Source organism: Cupriavidus sp. GW821-FHT07C08 (assembly GCF_059419025.1).
The window spans coordinates 94115-116726 of the sequence record NZ_JBWKQZ010000015.1 but is presented as its reverse complement, the minus strand read 5'-3'; the positions used below and the strand labels follow the sequence as shown (position 1 = coordinate 116726).

General features: G+C 66.7%; 23 protein-coding genes, 3 tRNA genes and 1 pseudogene. 13 read left to right on the top strand and 14 right to left on the bottom strand.

The features are described from left to right. The first annotated feature begins 125 nt into the window (after positions 1 to 125). Positions 126 to 434, top strand: a complete 309-nt coding sequence (locus AC07UK_RS19735; RefSeq protein WP_013955942.1) for a hypothetical protein — start codon at positions 126 to 128, stop codon at positions 432 to 434. Between the two features lie 57 nt (positions 435 to 491). On the opposite strand, the pseudogene AC07UK_RS19730 reads toward AC07UK_RS19735, so the two are convergent. Then, positions 492 to 563: pseudogene (locus AC07UK_RS19730) on the bottom strand (PKHD-type hydroxylase); the annotation flags it as partial. Positions 564 to 648: 85 nt separating this feature from the next. Between AC07UK_RS19730 and AC07UK_RS19725 the strand changes: the two are divergent. After that, complete coding sequence (locus AC07UK_RS19725; protein ID WP_035819589.1) at positions 649 to 930, top strand: hypothetical protein; 282 nt, start codon at positions 649 to 651, stop codon at positions 928 to 930. Between the two features lie 139 nt (positions 931 to 1069). On the opposite strand, the gene AC07UK_RS19720 is transcribed toward AC07UK_RS19725, so the two are convergent. The 3 genes from AC07UK_RS19720 to AC07UK_RS19710 form a co-directional block, all read right to left on the bottom strand. Beyond that, positions 1070 to 1145: transfer RNA gene (locus AC07UK_RS19720), tRNA-Met, on the bottom strand. A gap of 257 nt (positions 1146 to 1402) precedes the next feature. Next, positions 1403 to 1663: a hypothetical protein gene (locus tag AC07UK_RS19715; protein ID WP_013955938.1), complete on the bottom strand. Its 261-nt coding sequence runs from the start codon at positions 1661 to 1663 to the stop codon at positions 1403 to 1405. A gap of 213 nt (positions 1664 to 1876) precedes the next feature. Next, a tRNA-Arg gene (locus tag AC07UK_RS19710) sits at positions 1877 to 1953 on the bottom strand. Between the two features lie 156 nt (positions 1954 to 2109). Here AC07UK_RS19710 and greB point away from each other — a divergent pair. Next, the gene (gene greB, locus AC07UK_RS19705) at positions 2110 to 2679 is read left to right on the top strand and encodes a transcription elongation factor GreB (RefSeq protein WP_013955937.1); all 570 of its coding nucleotides are present in this window, start codon (positions 2110 to 2112) and stop codon (positions 2677 to 2679) included. A 21-nt stretch (positions 2680 to 2700) separates the two neighbouring features. On the opposite strand, the gene AC07UK_RS19700 is transcribed toward greB, so the two are convergent. From AC07UK_RS19700 to AC07UK_RS19685, 4 genes are all read right to left on the bottom strand, one after another. Beyond that, positions 2701 to 5112: a RelA/SpoT family protein gene (locus AC07UK_RS19700; RefSeq protein WP_436221092.1), complete on the bottom strand. Its 2412-nt coding sequence runs from the start codon at positions 5110 to 5112 to the stop codon at positions 2701 to 2703. Between the two features lie 196 nt (positions 5113 to 5308). Continuing rightward, complete coding sequence (gene rpoZ, locus AC07UK_RS19695) at positions 5309 to 5512, bottom strand: DNA-directed RNA polymerase subunit omega (RefSeq protein WP_006578656.1); 204 nt, start codon at positions 5510 to 5512, stop codon at positions 5309 to 5311. A 105-nt stretch (positions 5513 to 5617) separates the two neighbouring features. Next, complete coding sequence (gmk, locus tag AC07UK_RS19690; protein WP_010809225.1) at positions 5618 to 6280, bottom strand: guanylate kinase; 663 nt, start codon at positions 6278 to 6280, stop codon at positions 5618 to 5620. 31 nt (positions 6281 to 6311) lie between these two features. After that, positions 6312 to 7247, bottom strand: coding sequence for a YicC/YloC family endoribonuclease (locus AC07UK_RS19685; protein ID WP_013955935.1), 936 nt, complete (start codon positions 7245 to 7247; stop codon positions 6312 to 6314). 190 nt (positions 7248 to 7437) lie between these two features. On the opposite strand from AC07UK_RS19685, the gene AC07UK_RS19680 reads away from it, so the two are divergent. The 5 genes from AC07UK_RS19680 (at position 7438) to hemW (ending at position 12120) form a co-directional block, all read left to right on the top strand. Next, the gene (locus tag AC07UK_RS19680) at positions 7438 to 8484 is read left to right on the top strand and encodes a serine/threonine protein kinase (protein ID WP_035819595.1); all 1047 of its coding nucleotides are present in this window, start codon (positions 7438 to 7440) and stop codon (positions 8482 to 8484) included. 56 nt (positions 8485 to 8540) lie between these two features. Then, positions 8541 to 9455 (top strand): PP2C family protein-serine/threonine phosphatase, encoded by a 915-nt coding sequence (locus AC07UK_RS19675; RefSeq protein WP_494686220.1) that lies wholly within the window; start codon positions 8541 to 8543, stop codon positions 9453 to 9455. Positions 9456 to 9538: 83 nt separating this feature from the next. After that, positions 9539 to 10258, top strand: a complete 720-nt coding sequence (gene rph / locus AC07UK_RS19670; protein WP_494686221.1) for a ribonuclease PH — start codon at positions 9539 to 9541, stop codon at positions 10256 to 10258. Between the two features lie 15 nt (positions 10259 to 10273). Further along, positions 10274 to 10891 carry an RdgB/HAM1 family non-canonical purine NTP pyrophosphatase gene (rdgB, locus tag AC07UK_RS19665; RefSeq protein ID WP_436221089.1) on the top strand — a complete coding sequence of 206 codons (618 nt, stop codon included), beginning with the start codon at positions 10274 to 10276 and terminating at the stop codon, positions 10889 to 10891. After that, the gene (gene hemW, locus AC07UK_RS19660; protein ID WP_436221088.1) at positions 10888 to 12120 is read left to right on the top strand and encodes a radical SAM family heme chaperone HemW; all 1233 of its coding nucleotides are present in this window, start codon (positions 10888 to 10890) and stop codon (positions 12118 to 12120) included. Before rdgB ends, hemW begins: the two co-directional genes overlap by 4 nt. A gap of 80 nt (positions 12121 to 12200) precedes the next feature. On the opposite strand, the gene AC07UK_RS19655 is transcribed toward hemW, so the two are convergent. Next, the gene (locus AC07UK_RS19655) at positions 12201 to 12698 is read right to left on the bottom strand and encodes an outer membrane lipoprotein (RefSeq protein WP_436221087.1); all 498 of its coding nucleotides are present in this window, start codon (positions 12696 to 12698) and stop codon (positions 12201 to 12203) included. A 288-nt stretch (positions 12699 to 12986) separates the two neighbouring features. Between AC07UK_RS19655 and AC07UK_RS19650 the strand changes: the two genes are divergently transcribed. Then, positions 12987 to 13076 (top strand) — tRNA-Ser (locus AC07UK_RS19650). A 43-nt stretch (positions 13077 to 13119) separates the two neighbouring features. Here the strand turns inward: AC07UK_RS19650 and AC07UK_RS19645 are convergent. From AC07UK_RS19645 to AC07UK_RS19625, 5 genes are read right to left on the bottom strand one after another with little or no spacing between them, the layout of a single operon-like run. Further along, positions 13120 to 13494, bottom strand: coding sequence for a hypothetical protein (locus tag AC07UK_RS19645; RefSeq protein WP_436221086.1), 375 nt, complete (start codon positions 13492 to 13494; stop codon positions 13120 to 13122). Between the two features lie 40 nt (positions 13495 to 13534). Further along, positions 13535 to 14704 (bottom strand): osmoprotectant ABC transporter ATP-binding protein OsmV, encoded by a 1170-nt coding sequence (locus tag AC07UK_RS19640; protein ID WP_436221085.1) that lies wholly within the window; start codon positions 14702 to 14704, stop codon positions 13535 to 13537. Then, positions 14701 to 15351 (bottom strand): ABC transporter permease, encoded by a 651-nt coding sequence (locus AC07UK_RS19635; protein WP_436221084.1) that lies wholly within the window; start codon positions 15349 to 15351, stop codon positions 14701 to 14703. Before AC07UK_RS19635 ends, AC07UK_RS19640 begins: the two co-directional genes overlap by 4 nt. Positions 15352 to 15361: 10 nt before the next feature. Further along, positions 15362 to 16294: a glycine betaine ABC transporter substrate-binding protein gene (locus tag AC07UK_RS19630; RefSeq protein WP_494686222.1), complete on the bottom strand. Its 933-nt coding sequence runs from the start codon at positions 16292 to 16294 to the stop codon at positions 15362 to 15364. 26 nt (positions 16295 to 16320) lie between these two features. Then, the gene (locus AC07UK_RS19625) at positions 16321 to 17046 is read right to left on the bottom strand and encodes an ABC transporter permease (RefSeq protein WP_494686223.1); all 726 of its coding nucleotides are present in this window, start codon (positions 17044 to 17046) and stop codon (positions 16321 to 16323) included. Positions 17047 to 17733: 687 nt separating this feature from the next. Here AC07UK_RS19625 and AC07UK_RS19620 point away from each other — a divergent pair. The 4 genes from AC07UK_RS19620 to AC07UK_RS19605 all read left to right on the top strand — a co-directional run bounded on the left by AC07UK_RS19620 (position 17734) and on the right by AC07UK_RS19605 (position 22586). Next, positions 17734 to 18666 (top strand): pirin family protein, encoded by a 933-nt coding sequence (locus tag AC07UK_RS19620; RefSeq protein ID WP_436221081.1) that lies wholly within the window; start codon positions 17734 to 17736, stop codon positions 18664 to 18666. 316 nt (positions 18667 to 18982) lie between these two features. Then, the gene (locus AC07UK_RS19615) at positions 18983 to 20545 is read left to right on the top strand and encodes an ABC transporter ATP-binding protein (RefSeq protein WP_436221080.1); all 1563 of its coding nucleotides are present in this window, start codon (positions 18983 to 18985) and stop codon (positions 20543 to 20545) included. After that, the gene (locus AC07UK_RS19610) at positions 20538 to 21647 is read left to right on the top strand and encodes an ABC transporter permease (protein WP_436221079.1); all 1110 of its coding nucleotides are present in this window, start codon (positions 20538 to 20540) and stop codon (positions 21645 to 21647) included. Before AC07UK_RS19615 ends, AC07UK_RS19610 begins: the two co-directional genes overlap by 8 nt. An 18-nt stretch (positions 21648 to 21665) precedes the next feature. Then, positions 21666 to 22586 carry an ABC transporter permease gene (locus tag AC07UK_RS19605; RefSeq protein WP_018312370.1) on the top strand — a complete coding sequence of 307 codons (921 nt, stop codon included), beginning with the start codon at positions 21666 to 21668 and terminating at the stop codon, positions 22584 to 22586. Positions 22587 to 22612 lie beyond the last annotated feature (26 nt).

Here is a 22612-nt window from a genome sequence, read left to right as displayed (position 1 = left end):
ATCCCGCGCGCATGCCATCCCGGCGAGATGGCGCCGCAGTCACGCTGGTATTTCGCAAACTGCCGTGAACAAATCGGAAGCGTGCGGGTCTCACTCGCACTTTCCACACAACCAGAGTCGCGTTCATGACCAAGCGTTTGTTGTCCGCCATGCGTCAGTACGCATGGTTTGCCGGGGTGAAGCACCATGTCGTGCAGGGCGTCGAAGCCCTGGCGGAGCTGCTCAAGTCCCCTTCCGCCGCGGCGCGCGCCGTCGCGGCCATCATTGCCGAAACCGAGCAAGGCGTACAGGTCTGGGTCTCGTACTTCGGCAAGCCGCTGGATCCGCACACCAACTACGTGCTGTGGCCCAACCGCGCGCTGCGTCCGGCGCGGCGGCGTATCCAGCCCTCTCCGATCGAACTGTTGCAGATGCAGCGACGGCGCGACGAATAGCCGCGCCTGCTTGCTGGCTGACGTGATGCAGCGCCCTCGAGAGGGCGCCGCCGGCGTTCAGGCGTCCGCCCAGCGGCGCAGCAGGGTGTGATAGACGCCGGTCAGGCCGATCACCGATTCATGCGCCTGGCCGAAATCACTACCGTTGGATCCTGTGCAGGCGGCGGCTTCACTACAATGGGTTTTGTATCCCCGTCACCGACAAGGAGCCGACATGTCCGAACCGCTACACGATGAAGCGCTGGTCAATCTCTACCTGGAACGCATCTCGGCTCTCTCGGTGAGCGCCTTCGATGGTGCCGATGTCAGCGGCGAGCTCGATGCGGTGATGCGCGAAGCGGTAACCAAGTGCCAGGCCGCGGGCGGGCCGCAGGCGCAAGGCACACTGACGGTGCTGGCCACGCGGCTGCGTGAGCATGCCGACGCTGCGGAGCGTGAAGACCAGCCGCTGGTGCGCGATACGTTCAGGCGTGCGGCAGAACTGGTGCGCACATAGCAGGCGCACGAACGCTGCAAGGCATGCCTTTGGCTTGCGCGGAATTACATCGGAGCTGTGAGTGAGTCAGGCCGGACGGCCTTGAGAACAACGCCTTGAAGGACTGCGGCGAATGCCGCTGGATACTGATATAAGGCGTTGGTTGCGGGGGCAGGACTTGAACCTGCGACCTTCGGGTTATGAGCCCGACGAGCTGCCAACTGCTCCACCCCGCGTCTGAAGGAGACGGATTATGGGCGATTCACCCGCGCATGGCAAGCGCTATTTTGCCGTGCGCATGAAATCGTTCGTTCGTGCCTCGCGCCGTCATGCAATGCGCCTGGCTTTGCCGTCCGGTTCATGGCGAGCGAGACTTCGCTCGCTTCATTTCCAGAGTAGGAGTGCCGGGGCCGGATCAAAAATAATCCGCGTCAATAGCAATAGATCACGGCATGATATAAGCCGTTGCGCCAACCACAATGAGGCGCAGCCCTTATTCGGCGGGCCCCAGCAGTCGGTCCACCAGGGCATAGCCCGCGCCGAAGGCAGCCACCTCTGCCGCATGGCGCGTGGCGAACTGCTGCGGGCCGCTGGCAAGCAACTCGGTATCGCCCGCGTCGGCCGGGTCGGCGCCTTCCTGCGACACGCGGACTTCATAGCCCCAACGGCCGATGCTGTCCTGCCCTTGCGGCGATACCAGGACATAGACATCCATGCCGCGGTACTCTTCAACGCGCCACTCTGCGTTTTCCATGCGCTCAGCTCCCAGGGTCGAGGTTGTGCCTGATTCGAGCCTAGGAGGCCGCACGCGCGACCGCAAGGCGTGACGCAGCAATCGCAGGCGAGCGTGGGTGCAGGTGGAAAGCGGGAACGGTAGCCGCAGCGCGCAGGTCGAACGGCACGACGGCGAGAGGACGGAAACGAAAAAGGGCTTCCGTTTCCGGAAGCCCTTTTCTTTCTGCATAGGTGGCGCGGCTGGCAGGATTCGAACCCACGACCCCTTGGTTCGTAGCCAAGTACTCTATCCAACTGAGCTACAGCCGCACGCGAGAAAAAGATTATAACCCAGTTTTTATTTTTGGGAAGCCCCTTCGCAACTTTTTTGTGATCTTTCCTTGGAAGGGGCGCAGCAGATGCCCGCCGGCGAGGTTCGCCTGTGGCGTTTTCCTATAATGACAGACCCAAGAAGTGATCCGGAACATGAACAAGGCATTTGTCAAAGAGTCGTCCGGCGACGAGGACGACGATCTCCCCGAAGGCGCAACGCCGCTACCTCCCGGCACCAAGAACTACATCACCGCCGATGGCTACAACCGCCTGCGCAATGAGCTGATGCAGCTGATCGACGTCGACCGGCCCGATGTGGTGCAGATCGTGTCGTGGGCGGCCTCCAATGGCGACCGCTCGGAGAATGGCGACTATCTCTATGGCAAGAAGCGGCTGCGCGAGATCGACCGCCGCATCCGCTTCCTGACGCGCCGCCTGGACAAGGCGGAAGTGGTCGACGCGTCCCTGCAGGGCGACAACGACCAGATCTTCTTCGGCGCCACCGTCACCTACGCCAATCGCGCCGGCGAAGAAACCACCATCACCATCGTCGGCATGGATGAAGTCGACCTGGACAGCAACCACGTGAGCTGGATCTCGCCGATCGCCAAGGCGCTGATCAAGGCGCGCGAGGGCGACACCGTGGCGTTGCGCACGCCGGCCGGGGTCGAGCAGATCGATATCCTGGAAGTCCGCTACCCGTCGCCGCGCGGCGCCGAGTAATCACGCGCCGCCGAGCGGCGCTCAGCCGTCGTTGCGGTCGCGGAAGATGCGGATCACATCGGGGTTGCGCCGCAAGCCCCGCATCACGTTCGCCAGGTGCAGGCGGTTCTGCACCTGGATGATGAACTGCATATAGGTGGCTTCCTGGTGGCCGGCGTCCTGCTGCTCCATGGCCACGTGCGCCACGTTGGCATCGGCGGCGGTCAGGTCGGCCGCCACGCGCGCGACGATGCCCTTGACGTTGCGCACCATCACCTTGATCGACACATCGAAGGCGCGCGTGGTCTTCTTGGCCCACATCACGTCGATCCAGTGCTCAGGATCCTTGCTGTGCAGGCGCTTGGCGATCTTGCAGTCCTGCACGTGGATCTGCAGCCCTTCGCCCTTGCCCAGGTAGCCAACGATCGAATCGCCCGGGATCGGGCGGCAGCACGCCGAGAAGATCATCGACATGCCTTCGTCGCCGGTGATCGGCACCGCGGGCGCTTCTTCGCCGGCAAAGGTCTGCACCGCCGCCAGCAGCGCGCTGTCGACATCGCCGGACAGCTCCTGTAGCAGGATCTCCATGCGCTTGGCCACCACCGCCGGCACGCGCCGGCCCAGTGCCAGGTCGGCAAAGATGTCTTCGCGCTGCTTGTTGCCGGTCCACTGGATCATGCGGTCCCACACCGACTGCGGCACCGCCTTGAGCTCGAAGCCGAGCTGGCGCGCCGACTGTTCCAGCAGGCGCTCGCCGAGCTGGATGGCTTCGTCGAGCTTGGTGGTCTTCAGGTAGTGGCGGATCGCCGCGCGCGCCTTGCCGGTGCGCACGAACGACAGCCACGCCGGATTGGGCTTGGAGTACGGCGCCGTCACCACCTCGACGATATCGCCGCTCTTGAGCTCGGTGCGCAGCGGCAACATCTCGTTGTTGATCTTGACCGCGACGCACTGGTTGCCCAGGTCGCTGTGCACCGCGTAGGCAAAGTCCAGCGCGGTGGCGCCGCGCGGCAGCGCGCGGATATGGCCCTTGGGCGTGAACACGTAGACCGCATCCGGGAACAGGTCGATCTTGACGTGCTCGAGGAATTCCTGCGAATCGCCGGTCTGGCTCTGGATATCGAGCAGCGACTGCAGCCACTGGTGCGCCTGCTGCTGGATATCGTTGGCGTGGTCGGCCTGGTGCTTGTACATCCAGTGCGCAGCCACGCCCGCCTCGGCGATCTGGTGCATGTCGCGCGTGCGGATCTGGAACTCCACCGGCGTGCCAAACGGGCCCACCAGCGTGGTGTGCAGCGACTGGTAGCCGTTGATCTTGGGGATGGCGATGTAGTCCTTGAACTTGCCGGGCATGGGCTTGTACAGCCCGTGCAGCGCGCCCATAGCCATGTAGCAGTGCATCTGCGTTTCCACCACCACGCGGAAACCATATACGTCCAGCACCTGCGAGAACGACAGCTGCTTGTCGTGCATCTTGCGGTAGATGCTGTAGAGCGTTTTCTCGCGCCCGGACAGTTCGGCCACGATGCCAGCATCGGCCAGCCCCTTCTGCGCGGCTTCCAGGATACGCTTGACCACCTCGCGGCGGTTGCCGCGCGCAGCCTTGACGGCTTTCTCCAGCGTGGCGTAGCGGAACGGCGAGCCGACCTTGAAGGACAGCTCCTGCAGCTCGCGGTAGATCGTGTTGAGACCGAGACGGTGCGCGATCGGCGCATAGATCTCCATGGTCTCCAGCGCGATGCGGCGGCGCTTCTCCGGCGGCACGAAGTCGAGCGTGCGCATGTTGTGCGTACGGTCGGCCAGCTTCACCAGGATCACGCGCACGTCGCGCGCCATCGCCAGCAGCATCTTGCGAAAGCTCTCCGCCTGCGCCTGCTCGCGGCTCTGGAATTCGAGCTTGTCCAATTTGGTCAGGCCATCGACCAGTTCGGCGACCTTCGGGCCGAATTTCTCGGCCAGCTCGCTCTTGGTGATGCCCTGGTCTTCCATCACGTCGTGCAGCAGCGCCGCCATGATGGACTGCACATCCAGCTTCCAGTCCGCGCACAGCTCGGCCACCGCCACCGGATGGGTGATGTAGGGCTCACCGCTCTGGCGGTACTGGCCCAGGTGGGCTTCGTCGGAAAACTGGAAGGCCTCGCGCACGCGCGCCAGGTCGGGCGCTTTCAGGTATGCGAGTTTCTCCATCAGCCGGGTGATGGAGATGACCTGCTGGCGCGGCGGTACCGCCGGCTGCGAGGTCGGGCCGAAGAAGTGCCGGTATGACTGCGCCAGCACTGCGTCGATAAACAGGCTGTCAGCCGCCGGCGCCACATCCTGCATCGCGGCCAGCTCGTCCTGCAGCGCCGCGCCCCTGGCCTTGCCCGGCGCCAGCGCGGGCGCGACGGCACGCTCGCCGACGACATCGCCGCCGAGCGGATCGGGAAGATTGGGAGCGCCAGTGCGCGCGTTCACGGAGGGTTGGCCCGGAATGGTGCGCTTACGCGCCGTAGGCGGGGCCGCATCGCCAAGCGCCGGCGCCACGGCAGTCGGCGACGGCTGGGAGGGAGGCTTGGAGGGCGAATGCGGCGAAGGCATGGCGGCGGCCCCTGGAATCCGGCTGGATACGTGCTGGCACGATGCGAGGATAAGCCATGGGCCGCCTGACCAATCAGGTCGGGACCTTCTTCAGCATCTCGATGCCGACCTGGCCCGACGCGATCTCGCGCAGTGCCACCACAGTCGGCTTGTCCTTTGCTTCGACTTTGGGCGTGTGGCCCTGCACCAGCTGACGGGCACGATACGTGGCCGCCAGCGCGAGCTCGAAGCGATTCGGAATGTGTTTCAGACAATCTTCGACGGTAATACGCGCCATATCAAATCCACCTTGGGACAAAACCTTACGTTGGGTTGCCATTTTACAGCACGCGGCGGAAAACGCCGGCGGCGCCCCGCGCGGCTGTCATCGGCAGGCATCGGTTCAGTGGATGCCCAGCTCGATAAACAGCTCCGTATGCCGCGCTTTCTGCGAGGAAAACCGCAGCCGCGTGGCGCTGATCACGTTGCGCAGCTGCTCCAGAGCATCGTCGAAGACCTCGTTGATGATGACGTAGTCCGACTCCGAGGCGTGGGCCATTTCACTGCCCGCCGCCAGCAGCCGGCGCACGATCACATTGGGCTCGTCCTGGCCGCGTTTTTTCAGGCGCTCTTCCAGCGCCGTCAGCGACGGCGGCAGGATGAAGATCTCGACCGCGTTGGAAAAGCGCTGGTGCACCTGCTGCGCGCCCTGCCAGTCGATCTCGAGCAGCACGTCGTTGCCCTGCGCCATCTGCTGCTCGATCCACACGCGCGAGGTTGCGTAGTAGTTGCCGTGGACCTCGGCCCATTCCAGGAAGTCGCCGCGGTCGCGCGCGGCGCGGAATGCGTCGACCGTGACGAAGTGGTATTCGCGCCCGTCCTGCTCGCCCGGGCGCGGTGCGCGCGTGGTGTGCGAGATCGACAGGCGGATGGCCGGGTCCTGCGACAGCAGCTTGTTGACCAGCGTCGACTTGCCGGCTCCGGACGGCGCCACCACCATGAAGAGGTTGCCGGGGTAGACGGTATCGATGGCAGTGTGAGGCGCGGATTGAGGCGTTGGGCTCATGATGATTCTTTGGTGATTCCTGGGGCTGTCTTTATTCGAGATTCTGGACCTGTTCGCGCATCTGCTCGATCAGCAGCTTGAGCTCCATCGAGGCGTCGGCAAGCTCCTTGGCGGCGGCCTTGGAGCCAAGCGTGTTGGCCTCGCGGTTGAGCTCCTGCATCATGAAGTCCAGGCGCTTGCCGGCCTGGCCGCCCTTCTTCAGGATATGCCGGGTCTCGTTCAGGTGCGCCTGCAGCCGCGACAGCTCTTCGGCGATGTCGATGCGGATGCCGTAGACGGTGGCTTCCTGGCGGATGCGCTCGGCGATCTCGTCGCGGCTCATCGACGGCATGCCGGCGGGCGCGGCCAGGTTGAAGGCCTCCTGGAGGCGCTCGGTCAGCTTGTCCTGGTGATGGGCGATCAGCTGCGGGATGGTCGGCGTCAGGCGCTCGACGATCGCCAGCATGGCGTCGATGCGCTCCATCAGCGTCGCCTTGAGCGCGTCGCCTTCGCGGCGGCGGGCTTCCAGCAGCTGGTCCAGCGCCTCGCGCGCGGCGCCCAGCACCGCCTCGCGCAGTGCCTCCTGCGACAGTTCCGGCTCGACCAGCACGCCCGGCCAGCGCAGGATCTCGCCCATGCGCAGGGTGCCGGCGCTGGCGAAGGTGGCGGCGACGGTGGTTTCCAGCGCGCGGATCTGCGCCAGCAGCCCTTCATTGAGGGCCAGGGTGGCGCCGCCGGCGTCAGTGCGCTGCAGGTTGATGCGGCACTCCAGCTTGCCTCGCGACAGCTCGGCCATCAGCATCTCGCGCAGGGCCGGCTCGAAGGCGCGGCACTCTTCCGGGGCCCGGAACAACAGGTCGAGGAAACGCGAATTGACAGTGCGGAATTCCACCGAAACGGACGCGGAGCGCCCGCTGGGCTCGCCTTGCGCGTTGGTCAATGGCGCCTGGCGCGTCGCCAGGCCATAGCCTGTCATGCTGTGGATCATTGGATGTTCTCGTGAATGGCGGCGGCCCCGGGCTGCTGGCGGCCCGCGCACACCCGCCTCGAGCGCCCCGCACGGGAGCCCGGGGACGCTCTCAATACGTTGAAAGGAGGGCAACAATGCCCTTATTTGTGTTCTTTACAAGTGACCGATTAGCCCGGACAATCCGGAGGCAAATCAGGTCCCTATTCCCATGACAGAGCCAAAGGGCACGACACAACCGAAGAGTGCACCGCTGCCCGTCGGCACGCTGTTGTCCAACTATCGTATTGTAAAGAAGTTGGCCAGCGGGGGGTTCAGTTTCGTCTACCTGGCCACCGACGATACCGGCGCACCGGTTGCCATCAAGGAATACCTGCCGGCGTCGCTGGCGCGGCGCAACCCGGGCGAACTCATCCCCGTGGTGCCCGAGGAAAACGCCGCCGCGTTCCGGCTGGGCCTGAAGTACTTCTTTGAAGAGGGCCGCTCGCTGGCCCGCATCTCCCATCCCAGCGTGGTGCGCGTGGTGAATTTCTTCCGCGAGAATTCCACCGTCTACATGGTGATGAACTACGAGCTGGGCAAGACGCTGCAGGAGCACGTGCTGGCCGCCCGGCAGCAAGGCGGACCCAAGGTGCTGCGCGAGCATTTCATGCGCAAGGTCTTCCACGACCTGATGAGCGGCCTGCGCGAGGTCCATATCCACAAGCTGCTGCACCTGGACATCAAGCCCGGCAACATCTACCTGCGCGAGGACGAATCCCCGATCCTGCTGGATTTTGGCGCCGCGCGGCAGACCCTGACGATGGAAGCGGCCCGCTTCCAGCCGATGTACACCCCCGGCTTTGCCGCGCCCGAGCTCTATGGCAAGCATTCCGACTTGGGCCCGTGGACCGATGTCTACAGCCTGGGCGCCACGCTCTACGCCTGCATGGCCGGCATGCCGCCGCAGGAAGCCAACCAGCGCGAAAAGGAAGACCGCATGGGCGAAGCCCTGGCGCGGCTGCGCAGCAGCTACACCAACGGGCTGGTGGACCTGGTCGAATGGTGCCTGCGACTGACGCCGGCCGAGCGCCCGCAGAGCGTGTTCAGGCTGCAGAAGGAGTTGCGCGAGCAGACCAACGCCCTGGGCGAGCAGACGCTGGCGCCACAGACGCAAGCCCCGGCCATGGCGCCGGCGGAGCGGCCCGCGGCGACATCGCGCTTCCTGACCCTGCTGCGCCGGCGTGACGAACCCGTCCCCGGCGCGAGCGTCGACTGAATCACAAATCTGGCGCCCCGGTTGCGGCCAGTCCACTGAATTCCCTGAAAGCCAACATGCGATTCTCTGTCTACCAGGAAAGCAGGAAAGGCGGCCGCCGCGTCAACCAGGACCGCATGGGCTATTGCTTCACGCGCGACGCGCTGCTGATGGTGCTGGCCGACGGCCTGGGCGGCCATGCGCACGGCGAAGTCGCCGCGCAGCAGGCGCTGCAGACGCTGGCGCGCCAGTTCCAGGTGCAGGCGCGGCCCACGGTGCGCAACCCGGCCGAGTTCCTGCAGGACACCATCATGCTGGCCCACCGCGAGATCCACCGCTATGCCGAAGCCAACCAGATGGCGGACGTGCCACGCACCACGGTGGTCTGCTGCCTGGTGCAGCAGGGCCAGATCTACTGGGCCCACGCCGGCGACTCGCGCTATTACCTGCTGCGCAAGGGCCGGCTGCTGACGCGCACGCGCGACCACTCCAAGATCGAGAACCTGCTGCAGCAGGAGCGCGTGCTGCCGATGCACGTGGCCAACCACCCGGAGCGCAACAAGCTCTATAACTGCCTGGGCTCGCCCAACCTGCCGCTGATCGACCTGGGCGGCCCGGTGCGGCTGGAGCCGGGCGACGTGGCCCTGCTCTGCTCCGACGGCCTGTGGGGCGCGCTCGAAGAGCCCGCGCTGGTGGACAAGCTGTCGCGCCTGTCGGTGGTGCAGGCGGTGCCGGCGCTGATCGAGCAGGCGCTGCAGAACGCCGGCGAAGGTGCCGACAACACCACCGGCATCGCCATGATGTGGGAACTGGACAGCAATGCGGCGGGACAGGATGCGGTCATGACCGACACCCTGCCGCTGAACGCCTTCACCACCTCGATCCTGGAGCGCACCGGCGCTGACAGCGACCTGCTGTCCGAAGAGGAGATCGAGCGCTCGATCGCCGAGATCCGCGCCGCCATCGACAAGACCAGCAACCTGATGCGGTAATGCCCTCCCCGGGGTGCTATGCAGCGCTCAAGGGCTGGCGGCGTTAGAATCGCGGTCTCTCCCCGATTCGGACAAACCATCCCATGCGACCCAGCGGCCGCGCAGCCGATGCGCTGCGTTCCATCAGCCTTACCCGCCACTACACCCGCCACGCCGAAGGCTCCGTCCTGTGTGCCTTTGGCGACACCAAGGTGCTTTGCACCGCAAGCGTGCTGGCCAAGGTGCCGCCGCACAAGAAAGGCAGCGGCGAAGGCTGGGTCACGGCCGAATACGGCATGCTGCCGCGCGCCACGCACACCCGCTCTGACCGCGAGGCCGCGCGCGGCAAGCAGACCGGCCGCACCCAGGAAATCCAGCGCCTGATCGGCCGCGCCATGCGCTCGGTGTTCAACCTGGCGGCGCTGGGCGAATACACCATCCACCTGGACTGCGATGTGCTGCAGGCCGACGGCGGCACCCGCACCGCTGCCATCACCGGCGCCTTTGTCGCCGCCCATGACGCGGTTTCGACCATGCTGCGCGACGGCCTGATCGCCGCCAGCCCGATCCGCGACCACGTTGCCGCGGTCTCGGTCGGCATGGTCGACGGCGTGCCGGTGCTGGACCTGGACTACGCCGAGGACAGCAGCTGCGACACCGACATGAACGTGGTCATGACCGGCAGCGGCGGCTTTGTCGAGGTGCAGGGTACCGCCGAAGGCGTGCCCTTCAGCCGCGCCGACCTGGACGCCATGACGCGCCTGGCCGAAGCCGGCATCGCCCGCCTGGTGCAGCACCAGCGCGAAGCGCTCGGCCTGGCCTGAGCAGCGGGATCCGCGATGCAACGGCTGGTACTGGCTTCCAACAACGCCGGCAAGCTGCGCGAATTCGGCGCGCTGCTGGCTCCGCTTGGCTTTGACGTGGTGCCCCAGGGCGAACTGGGCATTCCCGAGGCCGAAGAGCCCTTTGCCACCTTCGTCGAGAACGCGCTGGCCAAGGCCCGCCACGCCAGCCGGCTGGCCGGGCTGCCCGCGCTGGCGGACGATTCCGGCATCTGCGTGCAGGCGCTGGACGGCGCGCCCGGCGTCTATTCCGCGCGCTATGCGCAGATGGCCGGGCAGGCCAGGTCGGATGCCGCCAACAATGCGCACCTGGTCTCGCAACTGGCCGGCAAGCTGAACCGCCACGCGCACTACTACTGCGTGCTGGTATTCGTGCGCCACGCCGAAGACCCCTGCCCGATCATTGCCGAAGGCCTCTGGCACGGCGAGGTCGTCGACGCGCCGCGCGGCGCGGGCGGCTTTGGCTACGACGCGCACTTCCTGCTGCCGCGCCTGGGCAAGACCGCCGCCGAGCTGTCGCCCGAAGAGAAGAACACGGTCAGCCACCGGGCCCAGGCGCTGCGCGCGCTGGTGGCACGGCTGCAGGCCGATGCCGCGGAAACCACCACCCGATGATCCCGATCGTACCGGTCTCCGCGTCCGTGCCCGTGGACAGCAAGCAGCTCTGGCTCAAGCCCGGGCAGATCAGCCTGCCCGGCTCGCCGCCGCTGTCGCTGTACGTGCATATCCCGTGGTGCGTGCGCAAGTGCCCGTATTGCGATTTCAACTCGCACGCCGCACCCGGCGCCGACAACCACGAGATTCCAGAAGACATCTACCTGGACGCGCTGCGCGCGGACCTGGAGCAATCGCTGCCGCTGGTGTGGGGCCGGCCGGTGCATACGGTCTTTATCGGCGGCGGCACGCCCAGCCTGCTGTCGGCAGCGGGCATGGACCGGCTGCTGTCGGATCTCCGCGCGCTGCTGCCGCTGGATGCCGACGCCGAGATCACGATGGAGGCCAACCCCGGCACCTTCGAGGCCGACAAGTTCGCCAGCTACCGCGCCAGCGGCATCAACCGGCTGTCGATCGGCATCCAGAGCTTCAATGACCGGCACCTGCAGGCGCTCGGCCGCATCCACGGCGGTGCCGAGGCGCGCAAGGCGATCGACATTGCCCAGGCCAGCTTCGACAACATCAACCTGGACCTGATGTACGCCCTGCCCAGCCAGACGCTGGACGAATGCCGGCAGGATGTGGAAACCGCGCTGTCGTACGGCACCACGCACCTGTCGCTGTACCACCTGACGCTGGAGCCCAACACGCTGTTCGCCAGGTTCCCGCCTGCGCTGCCGGATGACGACAGCGCGTACGAAATGCAGGACTGGATTGAAGCGCGCACGGCCGAGGCCGGCTACCGGCACTATGAAACCTCGGCGTACGCAAAGCCGCATCGCGAGGCGCGCCACAACCTGAACTACTGGCGCTTCGGCGACTACCTCGGCATCGGTGCCGGCGCGCACGGCAAGCTGTCGTTCCCGCATCGGATACTGCGCCAGATGCGGCACAAGCATCCGGCCACCTACATGGAGCGGGCGCTGGCCGGCAATGCCGTGCAGGAAGCGCGCGATGTCGGCGCCGACGAGCTGCCGTTCGAGTTCATGCTCAACGCCCTGCGCCTGACCGACGGCGTGCCGGCATCGAGCTTCCACGACTACACCGGACTGCCGCTGCATACCATCAGCAAGCAGCTGGCCGAGGCGGAAAAGAAAGGGCTGCTGGAAGCGGACCTGACCACCATCCGCCCCACCGAGCTGGGCCGGCGCTTCCTCAACGACCTGCAGGAGATGTTCCTGAAGGACTGAGCGCCGCCGTGCACCGGCAACAAAAAAAAGGCCACGCAATGCGTGGCCTTTTACATGCTGGCAAACGTCAGGCTGGCATATCAGTACGGCGTTGCCATGTCGTTGGCCACGCGCGCGCGCATGCCCACCTGCAGGTTGCCCAGGCTCGACTGGGTCACCGTGGCCACGCGGCCATCATCCAGGCGCACGTTGACGCGGTACGCGGTCTGCGTGTTGCTGCCCGCGCGCTTCTCGATCTGGTTGCCGGCCACGGCGCCGACCACGGCACCGCCGATGGTCGCCGCGGTCTGCCCGCGCCCGCCGCCGATCTGGTGGCCCAGCAGGCCGCCGGCCGCACCGCCGATCACGGTGCCAAGCAGGCCCGAGCTGTTTTGCGTGTTGGTGATCGGTTCAATCGATTCCACACGGCCGTAGTACACCGCGCCAGCCGGGGGCTGCGAGGTGTTGGGAGTCTGGTACCCCGGAGGCGGGGCGTTGTAGCCGGTGTTGTAGCCGCTGTCATACGGCGCGGCACAACCGGCCAGCACAGCCGCTGCGGCCACTGGAACGATCAGCCATTTCTTGCTATGGATTCGCATTTTGAGTTCTCCTCTGTTGCCAGGCGAAAGCCGGGGATGCAGCACACACCGCGCCACCCGGCACGACAATATGAGCGATGCCGGCGTGTGAAGGTTCCGTAATGTCAGACAGACGCCGACATCCGTGGCGGTGGATGTGGCAGGAAGTTTACGCGCGCTTGCGTGCCGCAACACAAGACCACCATCAATCCACGCGAGCCTTGTATAATGCGCGGCCTGACCGTCAGGTCTGCAGGCGGCAGCGCGCGGGGCCCATGCCCTTTCGCGCTACAATGCCCGCACTTTCCAGGAAGCGTGGCCGAGTGGTTTAAGGCAGCAGTCTTGAAAACTGCCGATGGGGTGACCCATCCGTGAGTTCGAATCTCACCGCTTCCGCCAGACAAGAGAAACGGCCCGCGCCAGTGACTGGTGCGGGCCGTTTTCATTCGGCATCGTCGTGCGGGTCTTGCGTCAGCAGCCGGTACGCCTCGGCTTCTGAAATCCTGAGCCGGTACTTGCACGCCAGCACGCGCGCCAGGCCATGCGCCGCGCCCGGCGGGCTGTGCCGCAGCTGCACGCGGTACGCCTCCACTTCATAGCGCAGGCGCCAGCGCCGGCTGGCCAGGTAGAGCACGCCCATCAGGCCCCAGCTGCGCCAGAACTGGCGCACATGCACCTTCTCATGCTCGATCAGCGCCTGGCTGGCGCCGGGGCGCAGCAGGATCAGCGGACCGGGCGTGAAGCCGTCAAACCCGCGCGGGACCAGCCAGCGGGTTTCGACGACCAGGCACAGGGGCGAGCGGCAATAGCGGAGCATGCACCTAGCATAGCGCGGAAGCCGCCGCCCTGCTGCTGGCTCAGGCCGCCGCTCGCAGCGGCGCCGGAGCGGAGGCGGCCAGCGCCCCGGCCTGCCCGCGCGAACGTCCCGAACTCAGGTACCCCGCGATCGATTCCTGCGTGACCTCGCCCAGGTAGGCGCCGTCAGCGCCCATCACCGGCAGCCAGCTGGTGTTGTGCTGGTACATGCGCGACAGCACGATGCGCAGGTGCTCGTCGAAGGCCGCGGTGACGGCGAACGGGCGCATCACGTCACTGCACTGGCCCCGGCCCGAGCGCGCATCGCGGCGCGTGACGTAGCCCAGCGCGACCTGCGCGTCATCCACCACCGGCAGGTGGCGCACGTCGGCATCGTCCATCACGGCCAGCGCCTCGGCCAGCGGCATGTCGGGGCGGCAGCTCGGCGGCATGGTGGCGGCGTCACCGGCGCGCACCAGCAGCAGGCGCTTGAGGGTGTTGTCATGGCCGACGAAGGCCTGCACGAACTCATCGGCCGGATGCGCCAGCAGCGCATCGGGGTGATCGAACTGCACCAGCTTGCCGCGGCGGAACACCGCCACCTTGTCGGCCAGCTTGATGGCCTCGTCGATGTCGTGCGAAACCATGATCACGGTCTTGCCGAGCTGGCGCTGCATCTGCAGGAATTCGTTCTGGATGCTCTCGCGGTTGATCGGGTCGACCGCGCCGAAGGGCTCGTCCATCAGCAGCAGCGGCGCGTCGGCCGCCAGCGCGCGGATCACGCCGATGCGCTGCTGCTGGCCGCCGGAGAGCTCGCGCGGATAGCGCGTCAGCAGCCGGTTGGGATCGAGCTGCACCATCGCCATCAGCTCGCGCGCGCGTTCGCGGCTTTGCTTCTTGTCCCAGCCCAGCAGGCGCGGCACCACCATGATGTTTTCTTCGATGGTCATGTTGGGGAACAGGCCGATCTGCTGGATCACGTAGCCGATCTTGCGGCGCAGGGTCACGCCGTCAAGGCCGCGCGTATCCTCGCCCTCGATGCGCACCGTGCCCGAGGTCGGCTCGATCAGCCGGTTGATCATCTTCAGCGTGGTGGTCTTGCCGCAGCCCGAGGGGCCGAGGAAGACGCAGATCTCGCCGCGCGGCACCGTCAGCGACACGGCGTCGACGGCGCGCGTTTCGGTGCCGTCTTTCTGCGGGAAGGACTTGGTGAGTTGGTCGAGTTCGATCATATGCGGATTCCCTTTGGCGTCAGTGCCCGCTGCAACCACTGCAGGAAGGCGTCCGCCACGATGGCGAGCAGGCTGACCAGGACCGCGCCCACGGCCAGCTTGCTCATGTTGCTCTGGCTGATCGCCTGCAGGATCAGCACCCCAAGGCCACCCGCGCCGATGATGGCGGCAATGGTGGCAACCCCGATATTCATCACCACGGCGGTACGCACGCCGCCAAGGATCACCGGCACCGCCAGCGGCAGGTCCACCAGCCGCATGCGCTGCCAGGTGGTCATGCCGATGCCGCGCCCCGCTTCCTGGATGCCGGGGTCGACATTGGCCAGTGCGGTGTAGGTGTTGCGCATGATCGGCAGCAGCGAGTACAGGAACACCGCCGTCACCGCGGGCACGTAGCCCAGCGCATGGCCAAAGCGCGCGAAGACCGGGATCATCAGCCCGAACAGCGCGATCGACGGCAGCGTCAGCACGATCGTCGCCAACGCCAGCAGCGGCGTGGCGAGCGCGCGGAAGCGCGTGATCACAATGCCCAGCGGTACGCCGATCAGGATGGCCAGCCCCACTGCCGAGCCCACTAGCGCCAGGTGCTCGCCGGTCATTTTCAGCAGCGTGGGCCAGCTGTGCTGCAGGTACGAGATCAAGTCCATGCGGCCCTCCTCAGATCAGTCCGTGGCTGCGCAGGAAGTCCTCCGCGACCTTGTCCACCGGCTGCTGGCCGATGTCCACCTTGTAGTTCATGTCGGTCATGCTCTCGTTGTCGAGCTTGGCCGCCAGCGCGTTGAGCAGGCCCGCGAGCTCCGGGTGCTGGTCAAGCACTGGCTTGCGCACCACGGGCACGGCGTTGTAAGGCGGGAAAAAGTGCAGGTCGTCTTCCAGCAGCACCAGGTCGAAACCCTTGACGCGGCCGTCGGTAGCATAGACCAGGCCCAGTTCCACCTGGTTGTTCTTCAGTGCGGTGTAGACCAGCCCCGGGTCGAGCTGGATCACGTCGCGGCGCGAGAACGGCAGCTTGTACAGCGCCTTGAGCGGCTCCAGGCCGTCGGGGCGCGCAGCGAATTCCATGTCGACCGCAAACGGGTGGCCGGTGTCGGGGCCGGCGCGGCGCATCTGCTCGGCAAAGCCCGACAGCGTGGTCACGCCGCTGCCCGCGCGTTCCTTCGGCATCGCCAGCGTATAGGTGTTGTTGATGTTCGAGGCATCGAGCCACACCAGCCCGCGCGCGCCGTCCATCTGCTTGACGCGCTCGTAGCTTTCCCTGGCGCCCAGTTTTTCCTGGACCTTGTTGAACACGATCAGCGCGGTGCCGGTGTAGTCCCATACCACGTCGAGCTGGTTGCTCTCCATTGCCTGGCGCATCAGCGTGCTGCCCAGGCCGGCGGTCAGTTCGGTGGTGAGGCCCTTGGCGCGCAGGTACTTCGAAGTCATCGACGACAGCAGCAGCTGCTCGGTGAAGTTCTTGCCGCCCACGCGGATCGGCGTGGCCTCGGCATGCGCCTCAGGCGCCGTGGCCAGCGCCAGCCCCGCCGCAAAAGCGGTGACGGCAGCCACCACCAGGGCGACGCGCCGGGCACGGCGGCGGATGAATTGCATCTGGTTTTCCATTTCGGTCCCCATGTTCAGCGCGCCAGGCCGCGGCGGCGCAGGTACAGCTGGCCAGCGGCGGCAAAGAGCGCGTCCAGGGCAAGCGCCAGCAGCGCCGTGGCGGCAGCGCCTAGCAGCAGCAGCGGCTGGTTGTTCAGGTAGATGCCCGGGAAGATCAGCTCGCCCAGGCTGTTGGCGCCGATCAGGAACGACAGCGGCACCGTGCCCACGTTGATGACCAGGGCGATGCGGATGCCGGCCAGCATCACCGGCAGCGCGTTGGGCAGTTCCACGCGCACCAGGCGCTGCACCGGCGTCATGCCGATGCCACGCGCCGCTTCCAGCAGCGTGGGCGAGACATTGCGCAGGCCTTCGTAGGTGTTGCGCACGATCGGCAGCAGCGAGGCCAGCCACAGCGCCAGGATGGCGGGCCGCTCGCCGATGCCGAGCACGGCCAGGGCCAGCGCCAGCACCGCCAGCGACGGCACGGTATTGCCCACGTTGAAGACCTGCATCAGGCGGTCGGCCCAGCGGCGCATGCACGGGCGGCTCAGCGCGATGCCGGCCGGGACGCCGGTGGCCAGCGCCAGCGCCATGGACATCACTACCAGGCGCAGGTGGTCGGCCACGTCGTAAACCAGTCGTTCCTGATACTGGCGAATCACATCGACGCCGATCCATGCCACCAGCGCGGCCAGCGCGGCCAGCGCGGCAAGCGTCAGTCCTGCCCAGGCGAGGGCCCGTGCCGGTTGTTTTGACATACTCTCCCCTTTCCGAAACCGAAAAGCGCTCAGAACGCCACTTCCCGGCGATGGAAAACAATATGGGCTGGTGCGTGCGGAGATGGGGCGCCACCAGTCCCGGTTCAGATTGCATTGCCGCCATGACCGGCACGATTGCCGGCGGACGGTCTGTGGATTCCTCCGCCGTGGGCGGGAAGTCCGATTGACGGGATGCCGGGTTGGATGGCAGTCCCTGAAGCGGCGCAACCGGCGACGCAAGCATGTTGCGATCGGTTGGCCAGTGGCAGCGCAAGTATTGAAGTTTTCCGACGCGCCGCCGGTCCATCGGCCGTTGACTGGCAAGGGCTAGCGAGGTTTTTCCACCCCGCATCTCGCTTCAACGGATGACAAAGAGAGCGCTATTATAGCGATCTTCATCGATCCTGTCATCTTCCCGCATTCTTCCGGCCTTCCTGCGCCGATCTGGCGCGAATTGGCAGCACTGTGACGGCAGTTTCTGCCGTGCATTAGTCAGCACATCGCGATCACTCGGATCGTTCTGAATTCGTGGAACCCAGCGCAGGCAATTGGTACGCCAGCAGAACAATCTGTTGCCCGGCGACCCTCTACTCTTTCCGCGCCAAACCACTAAATTGACGAGGTAGCTGAAACGACGGGAACCCGGCCTGGCCATTGCCGCGCGGGACCCGCCCACAGGAGAAATACATGGACACCCTTACCACCACCCTCGCCACCGTTCCCGCCGCCGCTGCCGAAACCGTGCAACGTTCGCGCGCCGTGGATCGCGTCGTGCGGGGCATCGCCACCTCGGACGGCGCCGGCGTCAAGCTGACCCGCGTGCTGACGCAGAACCTGCAGCGCCGGCTGGACCCGTTCCTGATGCTCGATGCCTTCGGCACCGACAGCAAGGACGACTACATCGGCGGCTTCCCCGATCACCCGCACCGCGGCTTCGAGACCATCACCTACATGCTGGCCGGGCGCATGCGCCATCGCGACAGCGCCGGCAACGAGGGCCTGCTGCAGAACGGCGGCGCGCAGTGGATGGTGGCGGGCGCCGGCGTGGTCCACTCGGAAATGCCCGAGCAGGAAGACGGCCGCATGGAGGGCTTCCAGCTGTGGCTGAACCTGCCGGCCGCGGACAAGATGACCGCGCCGTGGTACCGCGACCTGCCCGCCGCCGAGATCCCGACGGTGGCATTGGACAACGGCGGCACGGTGCGCGTGCTGGCGGGCGCCACGCACGGCGTGGCCGGCGCGATCACGCGCCCGGTGACCGAGCCGGTCTACCTGGACGTGCACCTGCCGGCCGGCCAGACCTTTGCGCAGGCGCTGCCGGCCGGGCACAACGCGTTCGTCTACGTGTACCGGGGCGAGGTCTCGATCGGCAGCGGCGACGACCGCGCCGTGATCGAGGCCCAGCGCATGGGCGTGCTGGACAACGCCGGCAAGTCTGACGGCGTCATCGTCAGGGCCGAGGCCGACGCGCGCTTCCTGCTGATCGCGGGCCAGCCGCTGAACGAGCCGATTGCGCAGTACGGTCCGTTCGTGATGAACACGCAGGAGCAGATCTACCAGACCCTGGCGGACTTCCGCGACGGGCGCTTCGCCACCAGCGCCGCCACCATCGACGCCTGAGCCCTGCAGCGAGCGGCCGCCCTGGCCGCCCGCTGCTGCCGCGCCAACCCAGCCGCTGGCTCCGCAAGGAGCCGGCGGTTTTTTTCGTGCTGTAGCCGGCACGCGACTTGCAACCTCCCCCAAACCGTTGCAGGGACTGGAATGACGCCGGAATCGGCCCGCCCGGTCCCCGCTCACTTATATAATCCATCACCAATATCGGGCATCACCAGACCATGATGAATGCTGCAATGCGTCGCGGCGATGCTGCGCCACGCACTGCCGCGCCTTTGACTCATCCCACGTTGCTGCCACCACAACAACCCGAGCCGCCTCAGTGACATCACAACTCCCTCCCAGGCTGGCGCTGGCCCATATCAGCAAGCGCTACCCGGGCGTCGTCGCCAACGACGACGTCAGCCTCAGCGTCGCTCCCGGCGAGATCCATGCCGTGCTGGGTGAAAACGGCGCAGGCAAGTCCACCCTGATGAAGATTATCTTTGGCGCGGTCCGTCCGGATGCCGGCGAGATGCACTTCAACGGCGCGCCGGTCACGATCAACAGCCCGCACGACGCCCGCAACCTGGGCATCGCCATGGTGTTCCAGCATTTCTCGCTGTTCGACACCCTGACCGTGACCGAGAACATCGCGCTCGGCCTGCCCGCCGGGCAGCAAGGCAACATGAAGCAGCTGGCCGAGCGCATCCGCGCCACCGCCGAGCGCTATGGCCTGCCGCTGGAGCCGAACCGCCATGTGCATACGCTGTCGGTCGGCGAGCGCCAGCGCGTGGAGATCGTGCGCGCGCTGCTGGCCAATCCGCAGCTGCTGATCCTGGACGAACCCACCTCGGTGCTGACGCCGCAAGCGGTGGAAACACTCTTCGTCACGCTGCGCCAGCTGGCCGCCGAAGGCACCAGCATCCTCTACATCAGCCACAAGCTCGACGAGATCCGCGCGCTGTGCCATCAGGCCACCGTGATGCGCATGGGCAAGGTCACTGGCGTGTGCGATCCGCGCCAGGAAACCGCGGCCTCGCTGTCGCGCCTGATGATCGGCGGCGAGCCCCCGCGCGAGACGCGTGTGGCTGCCTTTCGCGGCCCGGTGCGGCTGAGCGTGCAGGAGCTGTCGCTGCCGCGCGCGCATGCCTTCGCCACCGAGCTGAACCGGATTTCGCTGGACGTGCATGCGGGCGAAATCGTCGGCATTGCGGGGGTCTCCGGTAACGGCCAGCAGGAACTGCTGGCAGCGCTGTCGGGCGAAGACACGCGCGCGGCCAACGTATCGGTGCAGCTCGGCGGCAGGCTGGTGGGCAAGCGCGATGCACGCCAGCGCCGCCGCGCCGGCCTGGCCTTCGTGCCGGAAGAACGCCTGGGCCGCGGCGCCGTGCCGGGCATGAGCCTGGCCACCAATATCCTGTTGTCGCACCAGACGCGGCCCTACGTGCGGCGGGGCATGATCTCGCCCAAGGCCGCCACCGGGCTGGCCGCGGCGGTGATCAGCCGCTTCCGCGTCAAGGCCAGCGGGCCCGAGGCGCTGGCGCGCAGCCTGTCGGGCGGCAACCTGCAGAAATTCATTGTCGGCCGCGAGATCGAAAGCGGCCCTAAGGTACTGATCGTGGCGCAACCGACCTGGGGCGTGGACGTGGGCGCCGCGGCGCAGATCCACAACGAGATCCTGGCGCTGAAGGCCACCGGCTGCGCCATCCTGGTGGTGTCGGAAGAGCTCGATGAGCTGTTCGCGATCTGCGACCGGCTGCACGTGATCGCCAAGGGCCGCTTGTCGCCCTCGGTGCCGACCGAGACCGCCACGCGCGAGCAGGTCGGCCTGTGGATGAGCGGACTGTGGCAAGGTGGACCCGCCCAGGCGACATCCGGCGAGGAGGTGGCAAGCCATGACTGATGTGCGACAACTGCTGCCCCGCTCCCCCCTCTCGCTGGCGCCGCGTGGCCTGCCCTCGCGCACCATGGCCTATGCCTCGCCGGTGATCGCACTGGCGCTGACGCTCCTGTTCGGCGCGCTGCTGTTCATGGTGCTCGGCAAGGACCCCGTGGCTGCGCTCAAGGTCTTCCTGGCCGATCCGCTGCGCGACCAGCGCGCCATCGGCGAGGTGCTGCTCAAGACCGTGCCGCTGGTGCTGTGCGCGCTCGGCCTGTCAGTGTGCTACCGCGCCAACGTGTGGAATATCGGCGCCGACGGGCAGCTGATTGCCGGCGGCATCTGCGCCGGCGCGACCGTGCTTTACTTTGATGTGCCGGGCCAGGCCATGAACGGCACCGTGGTGCTGGTGCTGGCCTCACTGGCCGGCATGATCGGCGGCATGCTGTGGGCCTCGCTCACGGCGGTGCTCAAGGACAGGTTCAACGCCAACGAGATCCTGGTCTCGCTGATGCTCACCTATATCGCGCAGCAACTGCTGCTGTGGGTGGTCAACGGGCCGCTGAAGGATCCCAACGGCATGAACTTCCCGCAGTCGAAGGTGTTCTCGTCCGCGTACCTGCTGCCCAACCTGATGTCGGGCTCGCGCCTGCATGTCGGCTTCGTGGTGATGCTGGTGCTGGTGGCGGTGATGACCGTGTTCGTGTTCCGCAGCTTCGCGGGCTATCGGCTGCAGGTGGGCGGCACCGCGCCGGCGGCGGCCCGCTACGCCGGCTTCTCGGCGCGCAGCGCGCTGTGGAGCGCGCTGCTGATCTCGGGCGCCACCGCGGGCCTGGCGGGCGCGTTCGAAGTGACCGGCCCGATCGGCCAGCTGCTGCCGTCGATCTCGCCGGGCTACGGCTTCACCGCCATCATCGTCGCCTTTATCGGCCGGCTGCATCCGGTCGGCACGGTCTTCGGCGGCATCATGATGTCGCTGTTCTATATCGGCGGCGAGATGGCGCAATCGCGCCTGGGCCTGCCGTCGGCCATAGGCTGGGTGTTCCAGGGCATGCTGCTGTTCTTCCTGCTGGCCTGCGACACGCTGATCGAAAACCGCCTGCGCTGGCGCGCCACCACGGCCTGAGCGGAGCTACCGAACAATATGGAACAACTCGCTCCCCTCATCGCCACCGCCATCAACGCCGGCACGCCGCTGCTGCTGGCCGCGCTCGGCCTGCTGATCAACGAACGCTCGGGCGTGCTCAACCTGGGCGCCGAAGGCATGATGCTGGTCGCCGCGGTGGCCGGCTTCATGGTCGGCTACCAGACCCAGTCGCCGCTGCTCGGCTTTGCCGCCGGCGCGCTCGCCGGCATGCTGATGGCCACGCTGTTCTCGTGGCTGGCGCTGGTGCTGGCCACCAACCAGGTCGCCACCGGCCTGGCGCTGTCGATCTTCGGCACCGGCCTGTCGGCCTTCATGGGCCAGCGCTTTGTCGGCCACGCCATGCCGGCGCAGGCCAAGGCCGTGCCCGGCCTGGCCGACCTGCCCTTCTTCGGGCCGGCCTTCTTCCAGCATCACTGGATGGTGTATTTCAGCCTGCTGCTGTGCTTTGCCATCATGTGGTTCCTGTTCCGCACGCGCGCGGGGCTGACGCTGCGCGCGATCGGCGAAGCGCCGGAGTCGGCGCACGCGCTGGGCTACCCGGTGCGCACCATCCGCTTTGGCGCGCTGCTGTTCGGCGGCGCCTGCTGCGGGCTGGCCGGCGCCTACCTGTCGCTGGTGTACACGCCGATGTGGGTCGAGAACCTGGTCGCCGGCCGCGGCTGGATCGCGCTGGCGCTGACCACCTTCGCCACCTGGCGCCCGGGCCGCGTGCTGGTGGGCGCGTGGCTGTTCGGCGGCGTGACCATCCTGCAGTTCTACCTGCAAGGGATCGGCGTGTCGGTGCCGTCGCAGTTCCTGTCGATGCTGCCGTACGCGGCCACCATCGTGGTGCTGGCGCTGATCTCGCGCAATCCGGCCTGGATCCGGCTGAACATGCCGGCCTCGCTGGGCAAGCCCTTCCGGCCCGGCAATGCCTGAGCCTCGATTTTTTGACGGAAATCCCT

Excerpts from the sequence above, each read along its gene's own strand:
- AC07UK_RS19735 (WP_013955942.1), top strand. The coding sequence starts at position 126 with ATGACCAAGCGTTTGTTGTCCGCCATGCGTCAGTACGCATGGTTTGCC.
- AC07UK_RS19725 (WP_035819589.1), top strand. The coding sequence starts at position 649 with ATGTCCGAACCGCTACACGATGAAGCGCTGGTCAATCTCTACCTGGAA.
- AC07UK_RS19715 (WP_013955938.1), bottom strand. The coding sequence starts at position 1,663 with ATGGAAAACGCAGAGTGGCGCGTTGAAGAGTACCGCGGCATGGATGTC.
- greB (WP_013955937.1), top strand. The coding sequence starts at position 2,110 with ATGAACAAGGCATTTGTCAAAGAGTCGTCCGGCGACGAGGACGACGAT.
- rpoZ (WP_006578656.1), bottom strand. The coding sequence starts at position 5,512 with ATGGCGCGTATTACCGTCGAAGATTGTCTGAAACACATTCCGAATCGC.
- gmk (WP_010809225.1), bottom strand. The coding sequence starts at position 6,280 with ATGAGCCCAACGCCTCAATCCGCGCCTCACACTGCCATCGATACCGTC.
- AC07UK_RS19685 (WP_013955935.1), bottom strand. The coding sequence starts at position 7,247 with ATGATCCACAGCATGACAGGCTATGGCCTGGCGACGCGCCAGGCGCCA.
- AC07UK_RS19680 (WP_035819595.1), top strand. The coding sequence starts at position 7,438 with ATGACAGAGCCAAAGGGCACGACACAACCGAAGAGTGCACCGCTGCCC.
- AC07UK_RS19675 (WP_494686220.1), top strand. The coding sequence starts at position 8,541 with ATGCGATTCTCTGTCTACCAGGAAAGCAGGAAAGGCGGCCGCCGCGTC.
- rph (WP_494686221.1), top strand. The coding sequence starts at position 9,539 with ATGCGACCCAGCGGCCGCGCAGCCGATGCGCTGCGTTCCATCAGCCTT.
- rdgB (WP_436221089.1), top strand. The coding sequence starts at position 10,274 with ATGCAACGGCTGGTACTGGCTTCCAACAACGCCGGCAAGCTGCGCGAA.
- hemW (WP_436221088.1), top strand. The coding sequence starts at position 10,888 with ATGATCCCGATCGTACCGGTCTCCGCGTCCGTGCCCGTGGACAGCAAG.
- AC07UK_RS19655 (WP_436221087.1), bottom strand. The coding sequence starts at position 12,698 with ATGCGAATCCATAGCAAGAAATGGCTGATCGTTCCAGTGGCCGCAGCG.
- AC07UK_RS19645 (WP_436221086.1), bottom strand. The coding sequence starts at position 13,494 with ATGCTCCGCTATTGCCGCTCGCCCCTGTGCCTGGTCGTCGAAACCCGC.
- AC07UK_RS19640 (WP_436221085.1), bottom strand. The coding sequence starts at position 14,704 with ATGATCGAACTCGACCAACTCACCAAGTCCTTCCCGCAGAAAGACGGC.
- AC07UK_RS19635 (WP_436221084.1), bottom strand. The coding sequence starts at position 15,351 with ATGGACTTGATCTCGTACCTGCAGCACAGCTGGCCCACGCTGCTGAAA.
- AC07UK_RS19630 (WP_494686222.1), bottom strand. The coding sequence starts at position 16,294 with ATGCAATTCATCCGCCGCCGTGCCCGGCGCGTCGCCCTGGTGGTGGCT.
- AC07UK_RS19625 (WP_494686223.1), bottom strand. The coding sequence starts at position 17,046 with ATGTCAAAACAACCGGCACGGGCCCTCGCCTGGGCAGGACTGACGCTT.
- AC07UK_RS19620 (WP_436221081.1), top strand. The coding sequence starts at position 17,734 with ATGGACACCCTTACCACCACCCTCGCCACCGTTCCCGCCGCCGCTGCC.
- AC07UK_RS19610 (WP_436221079.1), top strand. The coding sequence starts at position 20,538 with ATGACTGATGTGCGACAACTGCTGCCCCGCTCCCCCCTCTCGCTGGCG.
- AC07UK_RS19605 (WP_018312370.1), top strand. The coding sequence starts at position 21,666 with ATGGAACAACTCGCTCCCCTCATCGCCACCGCCATCAACGCCGGCACG.